The organism is Candidatus Pelagibacter sp. PS_37 (assembly GCF_059417825.1).
The window spans coordinates 703,564-723,107 of record NZ_CM182067.1 but is presented as its reverse complement, the minus strand read 5'-3'; the positions used below and the strand labels follow the sequence as shown (position 1 = coordinate 723,107).

At 29.9% G+C, this 19,544-nt stretch carries 21 protein-coding genes; 11 read left to right on the top strand and 10 right to left on the bottom strand.

Annotated elements, in window-relative coordinates; genetic code table 11:
* Window positions 1–30: 30 nt before the first annotated feature.
* Entirely contained in the window at window positions 31–720 is a 690-nt protein-coding gene (locus AC5SL9_RS03850) for an HAD-IA family hydrolase (protein ID WP_026225075.1), read from the bottom strand.
* Between the two features lie 70 nt (window positions 721–790).
* Between AC5SL9_RS03850 and AC5SL9_RS03845 the strand changes: the two genes are divergently transcribed.
* From AC5SL9_RS03845 to AC5SL9_RS03805, 9 genes are all read left to right on the top strand, one after another.
* Window positions 791–1,414 (top strand): DapH/DapD/GlmU-related protein, encoded by a 624-nt coding sequence (locus AC5SL9_RS03845; RefSeq protein WP_011282169.1) that lies wholly within the window; start codon window positions 791–793, stop codon window positions 1,412–1,414.
* Between the two features lies 1 nt (window position 1,415).
* Complete coding sequence (glmS, locus tag AC5SL9_RS03840; protein WP_494573810.1) at window positions 1,416–3,236, top strand: glutamine--fructose-6-phosphate transaminase (isomerizing); 1,821 nt, start codon at window positions 1,416–1,418, stop codon at window positions 3,234–3,236.
* Window positions 3,237–3,271: 35 nt separating this feature from the next.
* Window positions 3,272–4,651: a class II 3-deoxy-7-phosphoheptulonate synthase gene (locus AC5SL9_RS03835; protein WP_494573809.1), complete on the top strand. Its 1,380-nt coding sequence runs from the start codon at window positions 3,272–3,274 to the stop codon at window positions 4,649–4,651.
* A gap of 39 nt (window positions 4,652–4,690) precedes the next feature.
* Window positions 4,691–5,428 carry an NAD(+) synthase gene (gene nadE, locus AC5SL9_RS03830; protein WP_494573808.1) on the top strand — a complete coding sequence of 246 codons (738 nt, stop codon included), beginning with the start codon at window positions 4,691–4,693 and terminating at the stop codon, window positions 5,426–5,428.
* A gap of 45 nt (window positions 5,429–5,473) precedes the next feature.
* On the top strand, window positions 5,474–6,835 hold the full coding sequence (cysS, locus tag AC5SL9_RS03825) for a cysteine--tRNA ligase (protein ID WP_494573807.1): 1,362 nt from the start codon (window positions 5,474–5,476) through the stop codon (window positions 6,833–6,835).
* Entirely contained in the window at window positions 6,832–8,433 is a 1,602-nt protein-coding gene (cimA, locus tag AC5SL9_RS03820; protein ID WP_494573806.1) for a citramalate synthase, read from the top strand. Before cysS ends, cimA begins: the two co-directional genes overlap by 4 nt.
* Window positions 8,433–9,146, top strand: coding sequence for an RNA methyltransferase (locus AC5SL9_RS03815; RefSeq protein ID WP_027307010.1), 714 nt, complete (start codon window positions 8,433–8,435; stop codon window positions 9,144–9,146). The genes cimA and AC5SL9_RS03815 overlap by 1 nt, the downstream gene beginning before the upstream one ends.
* A 40-nt stretch (window positions 9,147–9,186) precedes the next feature.
* Window positions 9,187–9,804 (top strand): 30S ribosomal protein S4, encoded by a 618-nt coding sequence (gene rpsD / locus AC5SL9_RS03810; protein WP_018414188.1) that lies wholly within the window; start codon window positions 9,187–9,189, stop codon window positions 9,802–9,804.
* A gap of 137 nt (window positions 9,805–9,941) precedes the next feature.
* A complete protein-coding gene (locus AC5SL9_RS03805; protein WP_494573805.1) occupies window positions 9,942–11,132 on the top strand; it encodes a class I SAM-dependent methyltransferase in 1,191 nt (396 codons plus the stop codon).
* Between the two features lie 4 nt (window positions 11,133–11,136).
* On the opposite strand, the gene grxD is transcribed toward AC5SL9_RS03805, so the two are convergent.
* From grxD to sfsA, 9 genes are read right to left on the bottom strand one after another with little or no spacing between them, the layout of a single operon-like run.
* The gene (gene grxD, locus AC5SL9_RS03800; RefSeq protein ID WP_006996785.1) at window positions 11,137–11,469 is read right to left on the bottom strand and encodes a Grx4 family monothiol glutaredoxin; all 333 of its coding nucleotides are present in this window, start codon (window positions 11,467–11,469) and stop codon (window positions 11,137–11,139) included.
* The gene (locus tag AC5SL9_RS03795; protein ID WP_006996786.1) at window positions 11,469–11,699 is read right to left on the bottom strand and encodes a BolA/IbaG family iron-sulfur metabolism protein; all 231 of its coding nucleotides are present in this window, start codon (window positions 11,697–11,699) and stop codon (window positions 11,469–11,471) included. The genes grxD and AC5SL9_RS03795 overlap by 1 nt, the downstream gene beginning before the upstream one ends.
* Before the next feature lies 1 nt (window position 11,700).
* Window positions 11,701–13,893 (bottom strand): phosphoribosylformylglycinamidine synthase subunit PurL, encoded by a 2,193-nt coding sequence (purL, locus tag AC5SL9_RS03790; protein ID WP_494573804.1) that lies wholly within the window; start codon window positions 13,891–13,893, stop codon window positions 11,701–11,703.
* On the bottom strand, window positions 13,893–14,576 hold the full coding sequence (purQ, locus tag AC5SL9_RS03785; protein ID WP_006996788.1) for a phosphoribosylformylglycinamidine synthase I: 684 nt from the start codon (window positions 14,574–14,576) through the stop codon (window positions 13,893–13,895). Before purQ ends, purL begins: the two co-directional genes overlap by 1 nt.
* 6 nt (window positions 14,577–14,582) lie before the next feature.
* A complete protein-coding gene (purS, locus tag AC5SL9_RS03780) occupies window positions 14,583–14,825 on the bottom strand; it encodes a phosphoribosylformylglycinamidine synthase subunit PurS (RefSeq protein WP_006996789.1) in 243 nt (80 codons plus the stop codon).
* A gap of 1 nt (window position 14,826) precedes the next feature.
* Window positions 14,827–15,609, bottom strand: coding sequence for a phosphoribosylaminoimidazolesuccinocarboxamide synthase (gene purC, locus AC5SL9_RS03775; RefSeq protein WP_494573803.1), 783 nt, complete (start codon window positions 15,607–15,609; stop codon window positions 14,827–14,829).
* Window positions 15,609–16,901 (bottom strand): adenylosuccinate lyase, encoded by a 1,293-nt coding sequence (purB, locus tag AC5SL9_RS03770; protein WP_494573802.1) that lies wholly within the window; start codon window positions 16,899–16,901, stop codon window positions 15,609–15,611. The genes purC and purB overlap by 1 nt, the downstream gene beginning before the upstream one ends.
* Window positions 16,902–16,904: 3 nt before the next feature.
* Window positions 16,905–17,675, bottom strand: coding sequence for a type I methionyl aminopeptidase (gene map, locus AC5SL9_RS03765; RefSeq protein WP_494573801.1), 771 nt, complete (start codon window positions 17,673–17,675; stop codon window positions 16,905–16,907).
* Window positions 17,668–18,366 (bottom strand): DNA/RNA nuclease SfsA, encoded by a 699-nt coding sequence (gene sfsA, locus AC5SL9_RS03760; protein ID WP_494573800.1) that lies wholly within the window; start codon window positions 18,364–18,366, stop codon window positions 17,668–17,670. Before sfsA ends, map begins: the two co-directional genes overlap by 8 nt.
* Before the next feature lie 21 nt (window positions 18,367–18,387).
* On the opposite strand from sfsA, the gene AC5SL9_RS03755 reads away from it, so the two are divergent.
* Window positions 18,388–19,137, top strand: a complete 750-nt coding sequence (locus tag AC5SL9_RS03755; protein ID WP_494573799.1) for a competence/damage-inducible protein A — start codon at window positions 18,388–18,390, stop codon at window positions 19,135–19,137.
* Window positions 19,138–19,542 carry a gamma-glutamylcyclotransferase family protein gene (locus AC5SL9_RS03750; RefSeq protein WP_494573798.1) on the top strand — a complete coding sequence of 135 codons (405 nt, stop codon included), beginning with the start codon at window positions 19,138–19,140 and terminating at the stop codon, window positions 19,540–19,542.
* The last annotated feature ends 2 nt before the right edge of the window (window positions 19,543–19,544 follow it).

Genomic DNA, 19,544 nt, shown 5'->3' with positions numbered 1-19,544 from the left:
AACCTATTAATAGTAAGAAAAAAAATTAAATCAATCTTTTAAGTAAGTTGAAACTATTTTTTCAACACCAATAAAGTCTTTTATTAAATGATTATGGTAAATTTCATTAGAATTTTTTTCTGTATAACCATTTTCTAATAAAATAACAGGAACAGAGGCAGCCTTTGCTGCATTTGCATCAGTTTCACTGTCCCCAAACATTAGAGATTTTTTTACATCACCCCCGATGATTTCAATAATACTTGTTATGTGTCTTGGATCGGGTTTGCAATAATCAAACGTATCAGACCCAGCAACGTACTCAAAGTAATCATAAATTCCAATTTTTTTTAAAAGATCAATTGCTAGGTGTTCTTGTTTATTAGTACAAACTGCCATTGAAATTTCTTTTTCTTTACACCATTTTAGAAATTCTTTTACCCCATTAATAAGTGTGCTTTCTTTAATAATATTTTTTCCATAAAAATTAACGAAATCTTTTACCATTTCAGCTTTAATTTTTTGATCATCAATTTTACCAAACTCTTTTTTTGCTTGCCCCCATATAGATCTACCAATCATCGCACCAGCTCCTTGACCCACTAAATTTCTAATGTCAGCAGTAGATTTGGTGGGGTAACCATATTTTCTCATTACATGATTATGAGCATTCATTAAATCAGGTGCGGTATCGACTAATGTTCCATCCAGGTCAAATAATATTGAGTATTTTTGAGTCATTAATAAAGTATTTTTAAGAAATAAATTGTGAATTAAGCTATCTATACACTTAATATAAAAATATTTCCAGATGAAACAAATAAATTCTAATACTGAACAAGAAAAACTTCGTAAATTTTTTATCAAGTCTGGTGTAAAGATGATTGGTCCTGAAACTATTTTTTTTTCAAAAGATACAAAGGTTGGAAAAAACGTTACTATTAATCCATATGTTGTCATTGGGCCAAAAGTTAAAATTGGAAATAATGTAACTATCAATTCATTTTCACATTTAGAAGATTGTAAAATAAAAAATAAAGTTGAAGTTGGACCTTATGCACGATTAAGACCAGGAACTATTCTTGAAGAAGGATCAAAAATTGGAAATTTTGTAGAAGTTAAGAAAAGTACAGTTGGAAAAAAATCAAAAATAAATCATTTATCGTACGTTGGAGATAGTGAATTGGGTAAAGGTGTTAATGTTGGAGCTGGTACAATTACTTGCAATTATGATGGTGTTAAAAAAAGTAAAACAAAAATTAAAGACAATGTATTTATAGGTTCTAACTCATCATTAGTTGCACCAATTACTCTTGAAAAAAATAGTATTGTTGGGGCAGGATCAGTTATTACAAAGAAAGTTAAAAAAAATTCATTAGCTTTAACTAGAAGCGCTCAAACAGAAGTTAAAAACTACAAAAGAAGAACGAAATAAAATGTGTGGAATAATAGGTATAGCTAGTAATAAACCGGTTTCATCTACAATTATTAATTCTCTTAAAAAATTAGAATATAGAGGATACGACTCTGCAGGAATTGCCACATTATCAAATGGAATTGTAAGTGAAGCAAAATCAGAAGGTAGAGTTGATATTTTAGAAAAAAACCTTGCTGTTAAGAATATGTCAGGCCCCATTGGAATTGGTCATGTTAGATGGGCAACGCACGGTATTCCAAATACTATTAATGCACATCCTCATTCTTCAGAGAGTGTATCGGTTGTACATAATGGGATTATTGAAAATTCTACACTTTTAAAAAAGTATTTAATAAACAAGGGTCATGTATTTAAATCTCAAACAGATACTGAGGTAATTGTACATTTAATAACAGAGTATTTAAAAGAACTAAATTTAAAAGAGGCAATTATTAAAACCCTTAAACAATTACATGGAAGTTTTGCTTTAGGTATAATTTTTAAAGATCAACCAAATCTTATAGTGGGTGCTAGAAGAGGGTCTCCACTTGCAGTTGGCTATGGTCCTAACGAAAATTATCTAGGCTCAGACTCTTACGCTTTAAAGTCTATGACTAATAAAATTTCATATTTAAATGATGGAGAGTTTTGCATTATAAAAAAAGACCAAGTTGAGTTTTTTGATGAAGAAGGCTTAAAAGTTAATAAGAAAGTTTTAGAATTATCTTCAAAAGAACAGGATTATGACAAAGGTGATTTTAAACACTTTATGGCAAAAGAAATTGAAGAACAGCCTACAACATTAAAGAACTGTATAAATGAGTATGTAGATAAGATTAACAACGACATCAACATCTACAATTTTCCCTGGAACATTAAAGAAATTTCTTCAGTTACTTTAATTGGTTGTGGTACAGCTTATCACTCTTGTTTAATGGCAAAGTATTGGTTTGAAGAAAATACTACACTTGACGTAACAATTGATATTGCATCCGAGTTTAGATACAGAAAAAATAGATTTAAAGATGATAATTTATACATTTTTGTTTCACAATCAGGTGAAACTGCAGATACTTATGCGGCCCTAGATTTATGTAATAAAAACAACATGAAAACTTGTAGTGTAGTTAATGTTATAGAAAGCTCTATTGCAAGGGACTCTAACTTTGTTTTACCCATTCATTGTGGGCAAGAAATTGGTGTTGCATCCACAAAAGCTTTTATGGGTCAAATGTTGGTTTTATATATTTTAATATTAAAATTAGGAATTTTAAGAAAAGACTTGGATAAAGATTTATTTTTAAACAAAATTAAAGATTTAAAATTATTACCTAAATTAGTTGAGCAAACTTTACTAACAGAAAGTAAAATCCAGACAGTCTCAAGCTCATTTACTGATGCAAAAGGTTCGATGTTTTTAGGGAGAGGCTTTTCTTACCCAATTGCATTAGAAGGGGCGTTAAAATTAAAAGAATTAGCTTACGTTCATGCTGAAGGATATCCTGCAGGTGAGATGAAACATGGCCCATTAGCTTTAATTGAAGATGGAATGCCAGTTGTTGTCTTAGCTCCAAGAGATAATTATTATAAAAAAACAATTTCTAATATGCAGGAAGTAATAGCAAGAGGGGCTAAAGTTTTATTGATTACTAACAAGAGCAAAGACGAAGTTTTTTCAGAAAATATTTGGGAAACGGTATTAGTTGAAAGTGCCAATGATGACTTGTTACCTTTTTTATTAACTGTCCCATTGCAAAAATTAGCTTATTATTCAGCTCTTAAAAAAGGGTATGACATCGATAAACCTAGAAATTTAGCAAAATCAGTCACAGTTGAATAATAATTAAACTCTGCTACAACACCCCTAGGTTGAATATGAAAAATTGGAAAATAAATAGCTGGAGAAATTATCCTGTAAAACACATTCCTGAATATCCCGATCAAAAAGAATTGGATGGTGTTTTAAGTAAAATTAAAGATTTCCCACCATTAGTTTTTGCTGGTGAGACGAGACATTTAAAAGAACAATTAGCTGATGTTGTCGATGGAAAAGCTTTTTTATTACAAGGTGGAGATTGTGCAGAAAGTTTTGCAGAATTTCATCCTGATAACATTAGAGATACATTTAAACTGATACTGCAAATGTCGTTAGTGCTTACTTATTCGGCATCATTACCAGTTATTAAACTTGGAAGAATTGCTGGACAGTTTTCCAAACCAAGAAGTTCTCCTGTTGAAAATATTGATGGCGTTGAACTGCCTAGTTACCTTGGAGATAATATTAATGGAATGGAATTTAATGAAAAATCAAGAGTTCCTGATCCAAAAAGACTTTTTAAAGCTTATTCACAATCTGCATCAACGCTTAACCTTATAAGAGCCTTCTCTCATGGAGGTTTTGCTGATCTTAAAAAAGTACATACTTGGAACTTAGGGTTTATTAAAAACTCTTCAGCTGCTAAAAAATTTAAAGATCTAGAAGATAGAATTGCAGATGCCTTAGCATTTATGGATGCTTGTGGAATTAATTCTGACTTTAATAGAAGATTAAAAACAGTAAACTTTTGGACTTCACATGAGGCTTTATTACTTCCTTTTGAGCAAGCAATGACAAGAGTAGATTCAACAACAGGTGAATATCACGATACCTCAGCTCACTTTGTTTGGATAGGAGATAGAACAAGACAACTAGATGGTGGACATGTTGAGTTTTGTAGGGGAATTGAAAATCCAATTGGAATTAAATGTGGACCAACATTAAAAGCTGAAGACTTGATAAACCTTTGTAATAAAATTAATCCAAATAATGAAAAAGGTAAAATAACTTTAATTTCTAGATTTGGTCACGAAAATGTTTCTAAATTTTTACCAAAATTAATTAGAGCAATTAAAAAAGAAGGTTTAAATGTAATATGGTCATGTGATCCTTGTCATGGCAATACAATTAAAGCTACAACTGGATTTAAAACAAGACCCTTTAATAGTGTTGTCAAAGAAGTAAAAAATGTTTTTGAATGCCACCAAAGTGAAGGAAGTTACGCAGGTGGATTACATATTGAAATGACCGGTCAAGACGTTACTGAATGCACAGGGGGTGCCCAGAAAATATCTGACCAAGATTTATCTAGCCGTTACCACACTCATTGTGATCCAAGACTTAATGCTAACCAAGCGTTAGAGTTAGCTTTTTTAATTTCTGATGAGATTAAGAAAAATGCTGCTTATTCTAAAAAAAATATTAAAGCGGCATCTTAAAGCATTGTATTGAATACAATTTCGTTTAAATTTTAGATAATGAAACCATTAGAAAAAGCACAATTTATAAGTAATTGGATTAAAGATTATGTGAACAAGATGCCAAGTAAGGCTCAATCTTTAATCATTGGAATTTCTGGGGGAATAGACTCTTCTGTATCAAGTACATTGAGCGCAATGACAGGTATTAAAACAATTGTTTTATCAATGCCCATTAAACAAAAATCATCACAACATGACTTAAGCTTAAAACATCAAGAATGGCTTGTTAAAAACTTTGATAATGTTGAAGCGCACACAATAAATTTAGATAAATTATTTGAAACGTTTGAGAGTACGTTATCTAATTTTAATAGTGAACTTGGAATGGCAAATTCTAGAGCAAGAATTAGAATGACCACTCTTTATCAAGTAGCAGCTGCAAACAAAGGTATTGTGGTTGGTACTGGAAATAAAGTTGAGGATTTTGGAGTAGGGTTTTATACAAAATATGGAGATGGTGGAGTTGATATATCTCCTATTGCGGATTGTAATAAATCAGAAGTATGGGAAATAGGTAAATCTATTAATATTCTTCAAGAGATAATTGATGCTGCTCCAACAGATGGATTATGGGATGATGGCAGAACTGATGAAGGTCAGTTAGGTCTTAAATACGAGGAATTAGAAGAAGCTATGAACAATGTTAATTCAATAAATCGTGAAAAATACGAAAAAATAAGAAAGATGAACTTGCATAAAATGGAACCAATCCCAGTTTGCAAGATTCCCAACTAATCTTATAGATTCACAAATCTATAATTAAAGTATAATTCTAAGATAATGAACATGGATATTTTTTTAACAAACAATCTAAATAATAAAAAAGAAAAATTTGTTCCAATAAATAGAGAAAACATTGGAATGTATGTTTGTGGTCCAACTGTTTATGACAACCCACACATAGGTAATGCTAGACCTCTTGTTATTTTTGATATTTTGTTCAAAGTTTTAAAATCAAAATATGGTCATGATAAAATAAATTATATAAGAAATATTACAGATGTTGATGATAAGATAATTAAATCAGCAAAAGAAAAAAATCTTTCAATATCTGAATTAACAAACAATGTTATTAAAGATTTTAATGATGATTGTAATTACTTAAATTTAGATAATCCAACCCAACAGCCAAAAGCTACAGATCATATTGATCTCATGATTAAAATGATATCAACTTTAATAGAAAAAAATTTTGCCTATGAGGCAAACGACCATGTTTATTTTGAAGTTAGCAAATTTGATGATTATGGAAAGCTATCGAATAAAAAATTAGAAGATTTAATTGCAGGATCTAGAGTTGAAGTTTCAGAGAATAAAAAAAAATCAGAAGACTTTGTATTATGGAAACCCTCTAAGGATGATGAACCTTCTTGGGATTCTCCTTGGAGTAAAGGAAGACCTGGTTGGCATTTAGAATGTTCTGCAATGTCTAAAAAATATCTAGGTAACATATTCGATATTCACGGAGGTGGAATTGATTTAATTTTTCCACATCACGAAAATGAAATTGCACAATCAAGATGTGCGAATGATAGTAAAGTTTTTGCAAATTATTGGATCCATAACGCATTTATTACTATGTCCAATGAAAAAATGGCTAAATCAACTGGCAACATACTTAAGATTAAAGATTTTAAAGATAATGTTGACGGACAAGTTTTAAAACTTGCTCTTATGAGTGCTCACTACAAACAACCATTAGACTGGAACGAAAAGCTCTTAGAAGATTGCAAAAATACTATTGATAAATGGTATGAAGTTTATTTACCCCCAAAAGACAAAATAGTTTTAGATGAAGATATTTTGTCTCCATTATACGATGATTTGAATACACCTGGCTACATTGCAAAGTTACATCAACTGTATGATAAGGCCTTAAAAGGAGAAAATGAAGAGAAAAGTTTATTTGTATTAGCTTGTAATTTTATTGGTATTTTAAATAAAACAAAAGAAGAGTGGATGGAATTTAAAAAGAAAAAATCATCCATTAATGAAGATGATATTTTGGAAATGATTTCACTTAGAAACAAAGCAAGAGAAGATAAGAATTATAAAGAAGCTGATATCATTAGAGATAAGCTTTTAGATAAAGGGGTTTTAATAGAAGACAAAGATGGTAAAACAATTTGGAAACTAAAATGAGTAAACAACAACTTTTTATATTTGATACAACACTAAGAGATGGTGCACAAACACAAGGTGTAGACTTTTCTGTAGATGATAAATTGAAAATTGCCTCTGCTTTAGATAATTTAGGTGTTGATTATATTGAGGGTGGGTGGCCAGGTGCAAACCCTACGGATACTGAATTTTTTCAAAAAAAACATTCATTTAATAATGCTAAACTAACATCTTTTGGTATGACCAAAAGAACTGGTCGTAGTGCCGATAATGATCCTGGACTATCAGCACTTTTAAACTCAAACACACCGGCAGTTTGTATTGTAGGAAAATCTTGGGATTTTCATGTTGATATAGCACTTGGGATTTCTAATGAAGAAAACTTAGAAAACATTAAAGAGACAGCAAAACACTTTGTTAAAATGAATAAAGAATTCATGTTTGATGCAGAACATTTCTTTGATGGATACAAAGCCAATCCAAATTATGCTTTATCATGTCTTAAAGCAGCATTTGATGAGGGAGCAAGATGGATTGTTTTATGTGACACTAATGGTGGAACCTTACCTCATGAAATTACAAAAATAGTTACAGAAGTTTCTAAAACTATACCTGGAAAAAATTTAGGGATACATGCCCACAATGATACAGGTAATGCAGTTGCGAATTCTTTAGCTGCAGTTTGGGCTGGTGTTAGACAGGTGCAAGGAACCATCAATGGTTTAGGTGAAAGATGTGGTAATGCTAATTTAATGTCACTAATCCCTACTTTTTTTTTAAAAGAAGATTTTGCAACTAATTTTCAATTAAAAATTAAACCAGACAATATTAAGAAATTAACAGAATGTTCTAGATTACTGGATGAAATTTTAAATAGAAAACCTAACAAACATCTTCCATACGTTGGTGCTGCTGCTTTTTCTCATAAAGGTGGCCTTCATGTATCAGCGGTTCAAAAAGATCCAAAAACTTATGAACATATTGATCCAGTAGAAGTTGGAAATTCTCGAAACATAGTAGTTTCAGATCAATCTGGAAAATCCAATATAATCTCAAGATTAAAAACTATTGGTATAGAAATAGAAGAGAACGACCCTAAAATTAAAAAACTTTTAGATGAAGTAAAAGATAGAGAATTTATTGGCTATAGTTACGATGGTGCGGATGCATCGTTTGAATTATTAGCCAGAAGGATTATCAGCAAAATACCAAGGTATATATTGATTAAAGAATACGATGTCTCTGTTAAAAAAGATTCATCAGGCACAATTGTTTCTTCCGCAAAAGCTCAGCTTGAAGTTGATGGTGAAAAAATTATGTGTACGGGTGAAGGAAATGGTCCTGTTAATGCACTAGATAATGCTATTAGACAAAATGTAGATCGATTAAACAAATACTCTAAATATTTAAAAGATTTAAAATTAGTTGATTACAAAGTTAGAATTTTAAATACAGGCACTGAAGCAATCACTAGAGTTTCAATAGAAAGCACAGACTCAAAAGGTAAGAACTGGTTCACTATTGGTGTCTCAGCAAATATAATTGACGCTTCATTTAAAGCATTAGTTGATAGTTTAGATTATAAATTATTTAAAGATAAAGCTCCAGCAAGTCTTTAATGTCTTTTAATAATATCTCATTTATCTTACATCAACCTCAACTATCAGAAAATATTGGAGCTTGTGCGAGAGCTCTTAAAAACTTTAATTTTAAAAAGCTAGTTATTGTTAAACCAAAACCAATTTTTCCAAATGATAAAATTTTAGCAACGTCAGTTGGTGCAAAAGATCTAATTATTAATGCTAAAGTACATGAAACTTTAGAATCTGCTGTAAAAAAGGTAGATTGTGTTATTGCAACATCTGCAAGGTTTAGAAACAAAAATATTAAACATATTAATTTAGATGATTTAAAAAAAATTGATTTTAATAAAAAGATAGGTTTTTTATTTGGTTCTGAGGCGTCTGGTTTATCTAATAATGAGATTAGTTATGCTAATTACACTATGCAAATCCCAACTAACCCTGATTTTAAATCTTTAAACCTGTCACATAGTGTTATTATTATAGCTCATACAGTAGCAAGCATTATTAATTTAAAGGGTGCAAAATATTCTAAATCAAAAAAAGTAACCTTAGCTAGCAAAAAGGATATTCAAGCTATGACTAACTTGTGCATCAAAAAACTAGAGGAAAAACACTTTTTTAAACCCTTAGAGAAGAGACCTATCATGCTTGAAAACTTAAGAAGTATTTTTTCTAAAATGGAGCTTTCTGAGAAAGAAACACGTATTTTATCTAGTGTATTTGCAAGTTTGTCCAAAAAAGGTTGATTGACAAAATAATGAGTAAGTTTATAACCCCACCTATCAAATGACAAAAAGAATAAGCGCTAAACATAAAATAGATAGAAGGTTAAAAATTAACCTATGGGGTAGACCTAAAAGTCCTTTTAATAAAAGAGATTATGGTCCAGGACAACACGGACAAGGTAGAAAAGGAAAACCTTCTGATTACGGAATTCAGCTACAAGCTAAACAAAAATTAAAAGGTTACTACGGTAACATTAACGAAAGACAATTCAGAAATATTTATAAAAAAGCTACCATGTTAAAAGGGGATACGGGTGAAAATTTAATTGGTTTGCTTGAAAGAAGATTAGATTCTGTTGTTTATAGAGCAAGATTTTCAACAACAGTATTTTCAGCGAGACAACTTATTAACCATGGTCACGTAAGAGTTAACGGTAAAAAAGTTAACATTGGAAGTTACGTTGTTAAAGAAGAAGATATAATTGAAATTAGAGATAAATCTAAACAGTTGGCTATAATTGATATCGCTCTAGCTAGCAAAGAAAGAGAAACTCCTGAATACATTAATTTAGATGAAAAAAATAAAAAAGTTACTTTTGTTAGAACGCCTAAGTTCGACGAAGTTCCTTATCCAGTAGTAATGGAACCTAATCTAGTAATTGAATATTACTCTAGATAATAAATATCCTTTTTTTTAAAAAATTCTTTTAATATTGTTCTTAAAATTCCAATAAAATTGTGAATTAATCCTGAGTGAATTTTACATAAATTCATTATATATTTTTTCTTATAAATAAAATTTTTATGAGATTTTAAATGCAACTGGCAAGATATCTAAATAAATTGTTTCAGAAAGATGGCTTTCTTTTAATTGATGCAAATTCAAATAAATATATTATTGGCACACCAAAAAATAATAAGCCAATCACAGTTAAAATATTAGATAAGAAACTCCATTATAAATTATTTTTTAGGCCAGATTTATATTTTGGAGAAGCTTATTCTAATGGAGATATACAAATTGAAAACGGAAGTTTAACTGATTTCTTAGATATAGCGCTTATGAATATAGGAAGAGGTGAATTAAATTTTTTTAGTATGTTGATAAATAAGCTTTATGGCTCTTATAGATATTTGACAAACTTTAACTTTATAAAAAAATCAAAAATGAATGTGGCACATCATTATGATCTCTCAGATGAACTATATAGTTTATTTTTAGATCCTAAAAAACAATACTCTTGTGGATATTTTATAAATGAAAATGATACTTTAGAAGATGCTCAAAATAATAAAATACAACACATAATAAAAAAACTTAATATAAAGCCAAATCAAAAAGTTCTTGATATAGGTTGTGGCTGGGGATCTTTAGCTATTGATATTGCAAAAAGTAATAATTGTGAAGTTACAGGGATTACTCTATCTGAAAATCAGTTTAACTACTGTGTTAAAAAAGCCAAAAAGCTTAATTTAGAAAATCAAGTTACCTTTAAGCTAATAGATTACCGTCAGTTAGACGAAAAGTTTGATAGAATTGTAAGTGTTGGAATGTTTGAACATGTTGGTAGGAAGTTTTATAAAAATTTTTTTAAGAAGATTGATAATTTGCTTAAAGATGATGGTGTTTCACTAGTTCACACTATTGGCTCAGTTAATCCTCCTAGAGACCCACACCCCTGGATAACTAAGTATATTTTTCCAGGTGGTTATACGCCTAGTCTCAGTGAGGTGGTAACACCTGTTGAGAAAGCTGGATTAATAGTATCTGACATAGAGGTACTTAAATTACATTATTCTCAGACTCTAAGGCACTGGAAAGAAAATTGTATTAAAAATAAAATTCAAATAATTGATATGTTTGATGAAAAATTTTTTAGGATGTGGGAATTTTATTTAGCTAGCTGTGAAAGTGCTTTTAAATGGGGAGACCAAGTTGTTTATCAGTTCCAACTAACAAAGAACTATATGTCAACTCCGAATACTAGAGATTATATTTATAAGTAATAAATTATTTTTTAAAATTAATTCCTTTATCCTCAAGGACTTTTTTGAGTTCACCATTTTCATACATTTCCTTAACGATGTCACAGCCACCAACAAATTCACCTTTAATATAAACTTGTGGAATAGTAGGCCAGTCACTAAATTCTTTTATACCTTCTCTTAAAGACTGAGATTCAAGAACATTTATTCCTTTGTAATTCACTTCTAAAATTTTTAACATATTTGACACAGCCATAGAAAATCCACATTGAGGAGCATCTGGCGTTCCTTTCATAAATAAACATACTTCGTTGGTTTCTATATGACCTTGAATTAAATTTTTTGTACTATCGTCCATTATTGTTCCTTTGTTTTAATTGCTAATGCATGAAGTTCGTTGCCCATTTTTCCTTTTAAAGAATTGTACACCATTTTGTGTTGTTCAATTTTACTTTTTCCTGAAAACTCTTTAGAGGTTATTGTCGCTGAGTAGTGATTACTATCTCCTGCAAGATCTTGAATTTCTATTATAGCATCTGGTAAAGCTTCTTTAATGAGTGTTTCAACTTCTTTTATATCCATTGCCATTTTAATTTTTCATGTAGTTCGTTAGCCAATTTGTATGTGATTTAATCAAATCGTCAATTGATACTTTTGTCTTATCGTCAATTATTAAACCATCTTCATTTACTAACCCAAGTTCATCAAAATGTACGGAGTTTTCTTGAAGTATTTTAGTAGCATTTTCTAGATCATCTTTACTAATTTCAATAATGTATCTTCCCTGATCTTCACCAAATAAGTATTCAAATTGATTAATTAAGTAATTAGACTTTTTAAGAGTTGCACCTTTTTTACCTTTAATACACATTTTAGAAAGAGCAGTAATTATTCCACCTAAAGAAACATCGTGAGCAGATTTTATAAATTTTTTATTAATAAGCTTTAAAATTGTTTCACCATTATTTTTTTCATTAAAAAGATTAATTTCAGGAGGAGGTCCATTTTTTTCATTTAAAATATCTCTTGCAAATAAACTTTGATCCAAGTGACCTTCAGTTTTACCAATAACTAAAAGTATATTATCAGCTTCTTTTAAATCCATTGTAACCATGTTTTGGTAATCTTTAATTAAACCAACCCCCCCAATTGCTGGTGTAGGTTTAATCCCAATATCTTTAGTTTGGTTGTAAAATGAAACGTTTCCAGAAACTACTGGAAACTCTAAGTAAGCACTCGCTTCACCTAAACCTTGAACACACTCAACAAACTCACCCATATTTTCTTCATTTTCAGGACTACCAAAATTTAAGCAATTAGTAATAGCAATTGGTTTAGCACCAACTGAAATTAAGTTCCTCCAACTTTCACAAACAATTTGTTTTCCACCACTTAATGGGTGAGCCCAGCAATATACAGCAGATGAATCTACAGATGCTGCAACAGCTTTATTGGTACCATGAACTCTAACAACACCAGCATCTCCGCCAGGTTTTTGAATAGTATCACCCATAACGGTATGATCGTATTGTTGCCAAATCCACTCTTTGCTACAAACATTTGGATTAGATAATATTTTATTTAAAACATTTTTTACTTTTAAGGTTTTAAATTGTTCTTTATCAACTTTAATTCTTTTAGGTAATTTAGCTTTTTTCCATTTTCGATCATACATAGGTGAGTTTTCAACCAATGTGTTAACAGGAATATCTGCTACTTTTTCTTCATTAAAATAAAGTTCAATTTTTTTACTTTTTGTTGTTTGACCAATTACAGCAAAATCTAAATTCCATTTATCAAATATTTTTTTAGCCATTTCTTCTTTGCCATTTTCTAAAACAATAAGCATTCGCTCTTGGCTTTCAGATAGCATAATTTCATAAGGGGACATGTTTGCCTCTCTACAAGGAACTTTACTTAAATTGATCTCAATTCCTAAATTTCCTTTTGAAGCCATTTCAATACTTGAAGAAGTTAATCCTGCAGCACCCATATCCTGAATAGCAATAATCGAATCTCCTGCCATTAATTCTAAACAAGCTTCTAATAATAGTTTTTCTGTAAAAGGATCACCAACTTGAACAGTCGGTTTTTTTTCTTCAATTTTATCATCAAATGAAGCTGATGCCATGCTTGCACCATGAATTCCATCTCGACCTGTTTTTGAACCAACATAGATCACAGGTTTCCCTAAACCTGCAGCTTTTGAATAAAAAATTTTATCTTTTTTTACATGACCTAGGGTCATAGCATTTACTAAAATATTACCATTATAAGATTCGTCAAAACTAGTTTGACCAGCAATTGTTGGAACCCCCATACAATTACCATATCCACCTATACCATGAACAACTCCACGTAATAAATTCTTAGTTTTTTTATGCTGAGGTGAGCCAAAATGAATTGAGTTTAAATTAGCTATTGGTCTTGCTCCCATTGTAAAGACATCTCTCATAATTCCACCAACACCCGTTGCGGCACCTTGATAAGGTTCAATAAATGAAGGGTGATTATGACTTTCAATTTTAAATACTATTGCATCATCATCGCCAATATCAATAACACCAGCATTTTCACCAGGACCTTGAATTACGTTTTTTCCTTTAGTAGGTAAGTTTTTAAGATGAAATCTTGAAGATTTATAAGAACAATGCTCATTCCACATTGCTGAGAAAATACCAAGCTCAGTAATATTGGGAACTCTTTTTAACAAATCACAGATTTTTTTATATTCATCTTTTTTTAAACCATGATCAATTGCAAGCTGTTCGTTAACTATCATTATTTTAAATTATTAATTAAGTTTTGAAAAAAAATTGAACCATCTTCACCTGAAAGAGCAGGGTCTATCATTCTTTCTGGATGAGGCATCATTCCTAAAACATTTTTTTGTTTATTAAACACACCAGCTATATTTTGTAATGAACCATTTGGATTAGATTGTTCATTAACATTTCCGTTTTCATCTGAATAAAATAAAGCTATTTGGTTATTGTCATTAATTTCTTTAATTTGATCATTAGAGCAAAAGTAATTTCCCTCATTATGAGCTATATGAAACTCGTAGATGTTTTTTTTATCATCTTTAAAATAAGAGTTATCTTTATTGTTAGCTTTAACAAAAACATTTTTGCAAATAAATTCTAAATATTTATTTCTAAGCAGCACACCAGGCAGTAATCCAGATTCAACTAAAATTTGAAACCCATTACAAACTCCCATAACTTTACCACCCCCTTGAGCAAAGTTTAGAACCGATTTCATAATTTTTGATTTTGATGCCATACTTCCACATCTAAGGTAATCCCCGTATGAAAAACCACCTGGTAAAACTACTAAATCACTTTTTGGCAGCTCAACATCGTCATGCCAAACCATTTTGTTTTTAAAACCAAACTTCTTTAAAGCAACATCCATGTCTCTATCACAATTAGATCCAGGAAAGGTTATTACAGATGAATGCATTTTTTATTATTGTGATCCAATAATTTTAAAGTCTTCTATCACTAAGTTTGCTAAAAGTTTCTTACACATTTCTTCAACTTTTTTTTCAGCTTTTTTCTTATCGTCTTCTTTAGTGTCAATTTCAAAATATTTTCCTTGTCTTACTTCATTAATCCCTTCAAATCCCATACCGTCCAGGGTTTGATGGATAACTTTACCTTGAGGATCTAAAACATCTTTTTTAAGTGTTATAATTACAGATATTTTCATATTATTTTCTTTTTTTAACTGATCTTAACTTTGTAACATTAACAGCACTTAAATTTGATTGCTCATGCAATATACCAAGTCTTTTTGCAACTTCAGTATATGCAGGTATTAAATCACCCAAATCTTTACGAAATCTATCTTTATCTAGTTTTTTATCAGTAATACTGTCCCATAATCTGCAAGTGTCAGGACTAATCTCATCAGCCAGAATAACCTCATTTTTCCCATTTTCTTTAAGTCTTCCAAATTCAAGTTTGAAATCAATTAGTTTAATCCCAACTCCTCTAAACATTCCAATCATAAAATCATTAATTCTAAGGATCATTTTTTTAACTTTTTCTAATTCAGATTTTGTAGCCCAATCAAAAGCTAAAATATGCTCTTCAGCAATAAGTGGATCACCTAATTTATCATCTTTAAGGCAATACTCTAATAGTGGCTGTTTTAAAATTGTTCCATCTTCGATACCTAATCTTTTAGTAATAGAGCCTGTTGCAACATTACGAACAATGAATTCAATAGGTATAATTTCAACTAATTTGATAATTTGTTCTCTCATATTTAGTCTTTTTACTAAATGATTTTTAATCCCAATTTGAGTTAAGTTTGATAAAATATGTTCTGAAATTCTATTGTTTAAAACACCTTTGCCTTCAATTGTTGATTTTTTCAAATTATTAAAAGCAGTTGCATCATCTTTGAAATATTGAATAACCAAATTTTTATCAGATGTTGCGTAAATTATTTTAGCTTTACCTTCGTATAATTTTTTACCTTTTTTCATTATTTGAATACTCTTCTAAAAATTAAATCTACGTTTTTAAAATGCGATGAATAATTGAATATAGCCCTTAATCTTTTTGATGAAATTTTAGCCATTATGAATTTATCATCTGATATAACATCAAATAAATTTAGATTTTCTGCAAAACATTTTTTTGCATAATTTTGAACCATTTTGTAAGATTGTTCTCTACTTAAACCTGATTTTGTTAGCTCTAACATTACTTCTTGTGAAAAAATTAAACCTTTAGTTATATTTAAATTTTCAATCATTTTTTTTGGATAGACAATCATTTTATCTAAAATATTACTTAGTCTTGCTAAAGCAAAATCTAAGGTAATATTTGCGTCTGGACCAATATTTCTTTCAACACTTGAGTGAGAAATATCTCTTTCATGCCATAGTGCAATATTTTCAAGAGCAGGGATAACAGCACTTCGAACCATTCTAGCAAGTCCTGTTAAATTTTCACTTAAGATTGGATTTTTTTTATGAGGCATTGCAGAAGAACCTTTTTGATCCTTTGAAAAAAACTCTTGCACTTCATAAACTTCAGTTCTCTGTAAATGTCTAATCTCAACTGCAACTCTTTCAACTGATCCTGCAATAATTCCAAGAATTGAAAAATAAAAAGCATGCCTATCTCTTGGTATTACCTGTGTTGATATAGGCTCAACTTTTAATCCAAGTTTTTTTGCTACATGTTTTTCAACATTAGGATTAATATTTGCAAATGTGCCAACAGCACCAGAGATTGCGCATGTTGAAATTTCATCAATTGCATCAACTAATCTTTTTCTATTTCTCTTAAACTCCTCATAAAATGATGCTAATTTTAAACCAAAAGTTATAGGTTCAGCGTGAATTCCGTGACTTCTACCCATGCAAGGAGTGTATTTGTATTTTTTGGCTTGTTTCTTTAAAACTTTTAGAATTTGATCAATATCATCTAGTAAAATTTTACCTGATTGAACTAATTGAATATTTAAACTGGTATCCAAAACATCAGAAGAAGTCATACCTTGGTGAAGGTATCTTGCTTTAATCCCTGCTTTTTCAGTAACAGAGGTTAAAAATGCTATTACATCGTGCTTAACTTTACTCTCAATTTGATGAATTCTTTTAACGTTTATTTTAGCTTTTTTTCTAACAATTGATGCAACACCTTTAGGAATTTGACCTAATTTTTCCATGGCTTCTGCTGCTGCAACCTCTACATCGAGCCAAATTTGGTATTTGTTTTGTTCTGACCATATGTCAGTTAGTAGTTTTCTAGAATATCGTTCAATCATTAATTATAAGTAAGGGGGCTTAGAATAACCTTTAACAGATTCTGTAAAGATTTCATAACCATTTTCAGTAATACCTAGTGTATGCTCAAATTGTGCTGATAAAGATTTGTCTTTTGTAACTGCTGTCCAGCCATCTTTTAGCATCTTTACATCCCATTCACCGATATTTATCATGGGCTCAATTGTAAAAGTCATTCCAGGTCTAAGTTCCATCCCTGTATTTCTTCTTCCATAATGTAAAATATTAGGGGGTTCGTGGAATGTTGTGCTTATTCCATGACCACAAAAATCTCTAACAACTGAGTAGCCTTTTTTTTCAACAAAAGATTGTATTTCATATCCAATGTCACCTAATTTTAATCCTGGCTTTAATAAATTAATTGCTCTCATCATCGACTCGTATGTAGCATCAATTAAGTTATTAACTTTAACAGGAGTTTTTCCAACACAAAACATTCGACTTGTATCACCATAATGTTTATCAACTATAGCTGTTACATCAACATTTAAGGCATCACCTTCAACTAAAACTCTATCAGAAGGTATACCGTGACAGACAACATGATTTAAAGAAGTGCATAATGATTTTTTAAAACCTCTATAAAATAGTGGAGCTGAGTAACCACCGTTGTCCCTAATAAATTCATATCCTAGTTTATCTACAAACTCTGTAGTTACACCTGGCTTAATATTATCTGTAAGCATATCAAGAGTTCTTGCTGCAAGATTTCCAGCAACTCTCATCTTTTCAAATTTTTCTAAATAATCAGGCATTTATAATTTTAATTTTTTTATCTATTTTAATTTCTTTTGAATTTATTTTGCATTGATAAGCCAAAAAGTTAACTCCAGCTTTTTTTGCAAGTAAATAATTTTCATAATATTCTTTATCAATGTCTTTTGCTATTTTAAAATTATCCACACCCTCTATTTGGACTAAAAATAATAGATAGGATTTATAGCCCTTTTTAACTGCCTCTATAAGTGTTTTTAAATGCTTTGACCCTCTAGTGGTAACGGCATCTGGAAATTCTGCAGTTTTTTCTTCTCTAAATAAAGTAACATTTTTAACTTCTACAAATATTTTTTGTTTATCTTTTTCAATTAAAAAATCAAACCGTGTTTCTTTATCAAAAAATACCTCAGCTTTGATACTATCATTGTTAGCAACTTCTTTAACTAGATTATTTGTTAAACCATGGAAAGCAATTTTATTTGCAAAATGAGTATTAACACCAACTAAATTTTTTTTAACCTTAATTATTTCAAGGGTATATTTTAATTTTCTTTTTGGGTCATCATTTTTAGATACATAAACATCATTTCCTTCATCTAATAAGCCCTTCATAGATCCCGTATTAGGGCAATGCGCTGTAACAATTTCTTTGCCAATTTTAACGTCTACAAAAAACCTCTTATAACGTTTGATCAGTTTGCCTTTTATTAAAGCTTTGGTAAATTCCATATTTAAATTGTATATTTAATAATGACCCAAAATACAAAATTTAATGCAGCAATACTTATTATTGGTAATGAGATCCTATCTGGAAGAACGCAAGACACTAATACCAGCACAATTGCACAATGGTTAAACTCAATTGGTGTAAAAGTTAACGAGGTTAGGGTTATTCCAGATATAGAGAATACAATTATTGAGACCGTTAATCATTTAAGAAAGGTTAATAATTATGTATTTACAACTGGTGGTATAGGACCAACTCATGATGATATTACTGCTCAGTCTATTTCTAAAGCATTTAATCTTGAGTATGAAATTCACAAAGAAGCTTTTAAAATATTAGAATCTTACTACAAAGTGGGTGAATTTAATGAAGGTCGACAAAAAATGGTATGGATGCCACGTAATGCTAATTTAATATTAAATCCAACAAGTGGTGCCCCAGGATTTAATATAGAAAACGTTTTTTGCTTACCGGGAGTTCCTTCAATTTTAAAATCAATGTTGGGTGGATTAAAAAATAAGATAGTAGGGGGAGATCCAATATTAAGCCATACAATAAGTTTAAAAACTGTTGAAAGTGAAATTGCAAACTCTTTAACCAATGTTCAAGATAACAATAAAGATGTTGAAATTGGAAGCTACCCTTTTTTTCAGGCAGGAAAGTTAGGTGTTTCAATTGTAATTAGATCAGAAGATCAATCAAAAATAGACAATTGTAATTCTCAAATTTTAAAATTTGTTAATGAAAAAAATATTGAAGTAGTAGATCGTTAAATGCTTTATTTTGCTTATGGTAGTAATTTGCATCATTTTCAAATGAAAAGAAGATGTAAAGACAGTGTTTTTTTAAAAAAGATAAATCTTAAAGATTTTAGATTAACTTTTAGAAGTAAATATAGGGCAGCGGATATTGAACCTAAAAAAAAATCAAATGTTCCAGGTGGATTATTTGAAATTTCAAAAAGTGATGAAAAAAAACTAGATGTTTATGAGGATTTTCCAATTTTATATAAAAAACATTATTTTTATTATTATGGAAAAAAAGTAATGACATATACAATGGTAAAAAAATCAGTATTTAAATATCCAACAGAAAAATATTTAAATATAGTTAAAAAAGGCTATAAAAATTGTAGGCTAGATAATAAATTTTTAAATAAAGCTTTACTAAACAAATAATA